This window comes from Streptantibioticus silvisoli, assembly GCF_027947535.2.
GTDB lineage: Bacteria > Actinomycetota > Actinomycetes > Streptomycetales > Streptomycetaceae > Streptantibioticus_C > Streptantibioticus_C silvisoli.
In genome coordinates, this window is the sequence record NZ_JAAGKO020000056.1 from 1 (window position 1) to 6,322 (window position 6,322).

A 6,322-nucleotide genomic window follows, 5' to 3' on the forward strand; every position below is an offset into this window, starting at 1 on the left:
CCGCGGCACACGGGCGCGGGGGTCGGCCGGAGCGGAGGCGGGGCGGGGGTCGGGTGGCTCGTCCGGCGCGGGGGTCGGGCGGTGCCCCCGGCCGGAGGCGGGGCGGGGGTCGGCCGGAGCGGAGGCGGGGCGGGCCGATTCCCGCCGCAGTGGCCGGGGCGTCGTCAGCGCGGTTGCGGGCCGGGCGCGTGGCGGGGGGCCTCGCCGAGGACCTCGAAGCGGATGCCGGCGGCCACCAGGCGGGTGATGAGCGCGGGGCCGAGCGCGGCGGCGGTGGTCAGCTGGCCGGCGACCTCGGGCAGGCCGTCGTCGAAGGCCAGGCAGAGCGCGGACTCGGCCAGCATCTTGGCGGTCTCGCCGTAGCCGGGGTCACCGCCGGACACCTCGGTGACGACCCGGCGCCCGCCGCCCTCGCCCACGAACCTGACCGCGAACCAGCTCCGGGCCCGCCGGTCGGCGTCCGGTCCCTGGCCCGGCGCCCGCAGTACGCCGAACGCCCGCCGCAGCGGCGGGAGTTGAGCCGCGAGCGCGAGCAGGGTCATCCCGGCGGCACCGGCCGCGGCGACCGGCAGCCACTTGACCGCGGCCTGGTGGGCGTAGCGGAAGTCCGGTCCGTACGCGGGCAGCGCCGCCGCGGAACGGGCCACCACCTGGCCGTCGATCGAGGGCAGCGGCAGCGTCCAGGCGCGGGCGCGCGGCGACCAGCCCGGTGCGGCCGTCACCGCGCGCACCCGGCGGCCCGGCGGGCGGGGTTCGACGGCCCGGCGGTCCCGCGCCGCGCGGTACATGGCGGCCGGCCGGGAGAAGGCCAGCAGCGCGGAGGCGAGCGTCCCGCCGGACAGGGTGCCGCCGGCCCGCACGTATCCGTTCACCGACACCGGCCCGTCGCCCGGCAGTTGACCCACGGTGAACAGCACCCCGAGGTCGTGCGGCACCGAGTCGAACCCGCAGGAGTGCACGATCCGGGCACCGCTGTCCACCGCCCGGCGGTGATGGCGGACGTACATCAGGTCGACGAACTCCGGCTCACCGGTGAGGTCCACGTAGTCCGTGCCGGCCTCGGCGCAGGCGGCCACCAGGGGTTCGCCGTGCGTCAGGTAGGGGCCGACGGTGGAGATCACCACACGGGCGCCGGCCGCCACCACGCGCAGGGCCTCGGGGTCGGCCGCGTCCGCCACCAGCAGCGGCAGCTCGGCACACGCCGGCACGCCGGCCGCCAGCCGGTCGCGGACGGCCGCGAGCTTCGCCGCGTCCCGCCCGGCCAGCGCCCAGCGGCAACCCTGCGGGACGTTGCGCGCGAGGTACTCCGCGGTGAGGCCCCCGGTGAACCCGGTCGCCCCGAACAGCACGATGTCGTACGAACGTGCGCTTCCCATGGCTTCCCTACCGCCGGGTAATCAACGGTGATCACGCTACGGAACCGCCCACCCCGCGTCAACGGAACGCCCGCGTCGGCGCACGACACGATTCCGCCGGTGGGGGCGGTTCCGGGGCGGGGCGGGGTCGCGGGTCGGTGTCGTGGTGGGCGGGGGCCGTCGCGGGCGGCGTGGTGGCGGACGGGCTCGTCGGCGCCCACCGCCGCACCGGTGTCCCCAGCACCCGCGGCGGTGGCGCACGCCGGGCGCCCGCGGCCTGTTGACGGGCCCGTACGGACCGGGGACGAGCGGCGTCAGAGGTTGTTGAGGTAGGTGAGGACGGCGAGGACGCGGCGGTTGCTGTTGCCGTCATCGGTGATGCCGAGCTTGCCGAACAGGGAGGTCGTGTATTTGCTGATGGCGCTTTCGCTGAGGAAGAGCCGCTGTCCGACGGCCTGGTTGGACAGTCCTTCCGCCATGAGGCCGAGCACGGAGTATTCGCGTTCGGTGAGCCGGTCCAGCCGCCGGTTCGGCGGCCCGCCGGCCAGCAACCTGGCGATGACGACGGGGTCCATGGCGGTCCCGCCACCGGCGACACGTTCCAGGGCGTCGATGAACTGATCGGCGTCGAAGACGCTCTCCTTGAGGAAATAGCCGATGCCGCCGGCCCCGTCGGCCAGCAGTTCGCGGGCGTACAGCTGCTCGACGTACTGGGAGAGGACGAGGACCGGCAGTCCGGGCAGTTCGCTCCGGGCGGCCAGCGCGGCGCGCAGGCCCTCGTCGGTCTGGGTCGGCGGCATACGGACGTCGACGACGGCGACGTCCGGCCGCCACGTCAGCAGCGCGTCGAGCGTCTCGGGTCCGGTGGCCGCCGTCGCCACCACCTGGTGCCCGCACGCCTCGATGAGGCGGACCATTCCGTCCCGCAGGAGGTAGAGGTCCTCGGCTACGACGATTCGCATGCCACCATCATCCTCACCCGGGTCGGGCCGCCCGCCGGGCTGGTGATCTCCAAGGTGCCGTCGAAGACCGCGAGGCGGCGGCGCAGCCCCGCGAGCCCGCTGCCGGCCCGCACGGCGGCCCCGCCGCGGCCGTCGTCCTCGACATCGACGACGACGCCGGTGTCGTCCCGGGTGATGGAGATCCGCACCCGGGTCGCACGGGCGTGCTTGACCGCGTTGGCCAGCAGTTCGGCGACGGCGAAGTACAGGGCGGACTCGATCGGCGGGTCCAGGCGCAGCCGAGGGCCGGCGCTGACGGCCGCTTCGAGCGGGCTGTCCAGGGCGAGCGCGCGGACGGCGTCGACGAGCCCGCGGTCGTTCAGCACCGGCGGACTGATGCCCCGGACCAGTTCGCGCAGCTCGGTCAGCGACGCGGTGGCGCCGGCCCGTGCCTCCCGCATGAGCGTCCTGGCCCGGTCGGGGTCGGTTGCCATCAGCCTCTCCGCCGTCGCCAGCGAGAGCCCGAGCCCGACCAGGCGGGCCTGCGCCCCGTCGTGCAGGTCCCGCTCGATCCGGCGGATCTCGGCGGCCTGGGCGACCGTCGCGTCCGCGCGCTGGACGGTCAGTTCGTCCACCCGGTCGGCCAGCGCCATGGCGGGCGACGGGCGGAGGAAGCGGACGGCCACCGGTTCGACACACCGCCAGGCATACGGCGAGCCGGCGACGGCCACGGCCAGGCCCAGCACCCCGACGACGCGCGCGGCGGGCTCCGGCCGGCCGAGCCCGAGGACCGCCACGGCCGCCCCGGCCGGCGGGAAGGCGGCGACCAGGCCCGCGGTGAACGGCACGATCGCCGTGAACCTCAGGTCGCGCCGGGTGGCGGGGTCGCCCCACCGGACCCGCCACTTCTGATCCATCAGCGCGTCGCGGCGGGTGCGTTCGTAGCCGAAGCCGTTCCACCAGTACCCGGTGGACATCCGCGTCACCGGCCCGGCCCGCCGGTAGCCGGCGGGGACGACGACGGCCGTCCACCTCGCGACGAGGAAGCGGACCGTCCGGCAGACCGGGCGGGACAGGGCGAGCGTGCCCCCGCACACCAGCACGACCGGCGCCACCCACGACCACGGGTTGCCCGCCCCCCACCGGATCCCCAGCGCCACGGCGGCGGCCCACACCGCCGGCACCAGCATGCTGACGACGACCACGACGCACGCCCGGACGAACCCCACCCCGGCGCGCGCCGCCCACGTTCCCAGCTGTCTCACGTCTTCTTCCCCCGCTCTCCGTTCGGTGCTCCCACTGTGCACCGCGCGCGGCCCGCCACCCCCCTGGCCGGTCGGGGAGTGGGTCTGCCCCCACCCACCCGTGCGTCCAGACCGATACCGTGCCGACCGGGCGCTTCGTAGCGTCGGTGGGCATGGAAACCCCCGAGCACACCACGGCCGGCCCGGCCCTCCTCAACGCCCCCGGCACCCGAGCGGCCTTCGGCGCGGCGAAGAACAGCGTCAAGGTCTACGGCGCACTCGGTGCCCTCGCCCTGCTGGCGGTCGTCGCAGTGGCGGGCAGCGGTCATCCGGTGAACACATTCATGTGGGTCCGGGCGGTCCTGCTGCCCGTAGTCGCCGTGCCGATCCACCGGATGACCGTTTCCGCTTCCCGGGGATCGCGCCGGGCCTTCGAACGGGTCAGCGCCCTCGCCGTCATCATGCCGATCGCGATCATCGGCGTCGACCTGATCCCGGGTGTCTGCCCGCCGTGGTACACCGTGACGCAGGCCGTCTGCGTGCTGCCCGTCGTCCGCGTCGCGTTCATCACCCGCCGCTCCGCACCGCGCGCCGCCTTCCCCACGTCACGCTGACCCCCTCGGCCCCCGCGTGCTTCCCGAACGCCTCGGCTCCCGCGTGCTTCCCGAACGCCTCGGCTCGGACTCGGACCGCGGCTGACCGTCGGCGAGGGAGGCGGCGTCTCCGGCGGCGTTACGGGCCGGCGGCGGCATCGGGCGGCGGCGTTGCGGGCCGGAGATGTCACCGGAAGGCGTTACGGGCGAGCCGGCACCGGGCTGCGGCGTTCCGGGGCGGCGGCGTCGCGGACCGCCGTCACTCCGGGCCCGTGCGGAAGACGTGGACCGAGCCGTTGGGGACGGTGAGCCAGGGAATCCGGTCGGCGGGGTGGCCGTTGAGCCAGGCCAGGCCGGCGCGGATGGCGTCGCCGTGGCCGACGAGGACGACATGCCGGCCCCGGTGGCGTTCCAGGCAGTCGGTGAGGACGGCGGCCATGCGGCGGTGGACATCGCGGGTGCTCTCGCCGCCGGGGGCGTGGGCGTCGGGGTCGGCGAAGTCGTAGGGGGCGGCCTCCAGGAGCTGCCGGGTCGGGAAGCCTTCGAGCTGTCCGTGCCCCTGCTCGCGCAGCCGGGCGTCGACGCGGACCGGCAGCCCGAGGCGTTCGGCGACGGGGCTCGCGGTCTGCCGGGCCCGCAGCAGGTCGCTGCTGTAGAGCGCGACCGCGGGGACGCCGTCGAGGCTGAGCGCGGCGGCCGCCGCCTGTTCGTGCCCGAGGCCGGTCAGCGGGATGCCCGGGGCCTGGCCCTGGAGGCGGCCGGCCAGGTTCCACTCGGACTGGCCGTGCCGGACGAGGTGCAACGTGGTCACCGCCACGCGTGCTCCCCGGCCAGGACCACCAGGACGACGGTGGTCGCGGTCTCCACCAGTGCGCCGAAGATGTCGCCGGAGACGCCGCCGAGCCGCCGGACCGCGTGCCGGCGCAGCACGGCGGCGACCGCCAGCGCTCCGCAGACGGCGGCGGCCGTCCACCCGGCGCCGGCCGGGCCGCCGCCGGTCAGCAGCCGGCCCGCCGCGCCGAGCAGCGGCCCGGCGCAGAGCCACGCCAGGCGGGCCGCCCGTCCGGTGCCGCCGGCGACCAGGGCGCCGAACGACGAGCCGGGGGAAGCGGGTTCACCCGCCGCGGCCACCACCGCGATCCGGCCGGTGACCAGGGCGGTGAGCACCGCGGCGAGCCCGGCCGCCGGGCCGGCCGAGGACAGCACGGCGGCCAGCGCGGTGACCCGCACCAGCAGGACCAGCAGCAGCGCCAGGACGCCGAACGGGCCGATGTCGGACCGTCGCATGATCGCGCGGGCCTGCTCGGGCGGGCGGCGGCTGCCCAGCCCGTCGGCCAGGTCGGCGAGGCCGTCGAGGTGCAGTCCCCGGGTGAGCAGCGCGACGGCCGCCTCCAGCAGCGCGGCGGCCAGCAGCGGGGAGCCGTGGCCCGGCCCGTGCCACACCAGCAGCGCGGGCAGCGCGCCGAGCACGCCGAGCACCGCGCCCACCGGCGGCATCCACAGCACGACGCGGGGCCCGGGGGCGGTGTCGCGCCGGGGCACCGGCAGCACGGTGAACAGGGACAGGGCCGCCAGCGGGCCGGCGCGGCCGGTCACCGCAGCCGCTGGGGGATGCCGGCGGTGATCAGCCACACGCGGTCGCTGGCCGCCGCGACGCGGTTGTTGAGGATGCCCTGCTCGTCGCGGAACCGGCGGCCCGAGGGGGTCGCCGGGACGACGCCGGACCCGACCTCGTTGCTCACCGCGACCACCCGGCGCGGGGTGGCGGTCCAGGCGGCGACCAGGGCGTCCACCCGGTCCGCCAGCCGCCGGTCGGCGTCCGGGGCGCCGGACCAGACGCCGCAGTCGTCCATCGTCCGGGCCAGCCAGGTCGTGAGGCAGTCCAGCAGGACGGGCGGGCCGGGGCGGCCGAACTGTCCGGGCAGGTCGACGGTTTCGACGGTGTGCCAGCTGTCCGGGCGCCGCGCCCGGTGGCGTGCGACGCGCTCGCCCCACTCGGGGTCGCTGCCGTCGGGCACCGGTCCGCAGGCGAGGTAGTCGGCCGCGCCGCCGGTGAGCAGGCTCTCGGCGAACGAGGACTTGCCCGAGCGGGCGCCCCCCAGCACGAGCACCCGCCGGGCCCGCCGCGGCCGCCCCGGCACCGGGCGGGGACGCGGCCGGTGCACGACGGGGGTCATCGGCGCACTCCC

The 6,322-nt window shown here is 76.7% G+C and carries 7 protein-coding genes; 1 reads left to right on the forward strand and 6 read right to left on the reverse strand.

Annotated features, from left to right (window positions below):
* Positions 1 to 164: 164 nt before the first annotated feature.
* From POF43_RS28430 to POF43_RS28440, 3 genes are all read right to left on the reverse strand, one after another.
* Complete coding sequence (locus POF43_RS28430) at positions 165 to 1,376, reverse strand: saccharopine dehydrogenase family protein (RefSeq protein ID WP_271318707.1); 1,212 nt, start codon at positions 1,374 to 1,376, stop codon at positions 165 to 167.
* Positions 1,377 to 1,669: 293 nt separating this feature from the next.
* Positions 1,670 to 2,317, reverse strand: a complete 648-nt coding sequence (locus POF43_RS28435) for a response regulator transcription factor (protein ID WP_271325787.1) — start codon at positions 2,315 to 2,317, stop codon at positions 1,670 to 1,672.
* Complete coding sequence (locus POF43_RS28440) at positions 2,302 to 3,561, reverse strand: sensor histidine kinase (protein WP_271325788.1); 1,260 nt, start codon at positions 3,559 to 3,561, stop codon at positions 2,302 to 2,304. Before POF43_RS28440 ends, POF43_RS28435 begins: the two co-directional genes overlap by 16 nt.
* 152 nt (positions 3,562 to 3,713) lie before the next feature.
* Here POF43_RS28440 and POF43_RS28445 point away from each other — a divergent pair, with 152 nt between their 5' ends.
* Positions 3,714 to 4,154, forward strand: coding sequence for a hypothetical protein (locus POF43_RS28445; RefSeq protein WP_271325568.1), 441 nt, complete (start codon positions 3,714 to 3,716; stop codon positions 4,152 to 4,154).
* Between the two features lie 238 nt (positions 4,155 to 4,392).
* On the opposite strand, the gene POF43_RS28450 is transcribed toward POF43_RS28445, so the two are convergent.
* From POF43_RS28450 to POF43_RS28460, 3 genes are read right to left on the reverse strand one after another with little or no spacing between them, the layout of a single operon-like run.
* Complete coding sequence (locus tag POF43_RS28450; RefSeq protein WP_271318219.1) at positions 4,393 to 4,944, reverse strand: histidine phosphatase family protein; 552 nt, start codon at positions 4,942 to 4,944, stop codon at positions 4,393 to 4,395.
* Positions 4,941 to 5,765, reverse strand: a complete 825-nt coding sequence (locus tag POF43_RS28455) for an adenosylcobinamide-GDP ribazoletransferase (protein WP_282704828.1) — start codon at positions 5,763 to 5,765, stop codon at positions 4,941 to 4,943. Before POF43_RS28455 ends, POF43_RS28450 begins: the two co-directional genes overlap by 4 nt.
* Positions 5,726 to 6,310: a bifunctional adenosylcobinamide kinase/adenosylcobinamide-phosphate guanylyltransferase gene (locus tag POF43_RS28460; RefSeq protein ID WP_271318217.1), complete on the reverse strand. Its 585-nt coding sequence runs from the start codon at positions 6,308 to 6,310 to the stop codon at positions 5,726 to 5,728. Before POF43_RS28460 ends, POF43_RS28455 begins: the two co-directional genes overlap by 40 nt.
* Positions 6,311 to 6,322 lie beyond the last annotated feature (12 nt).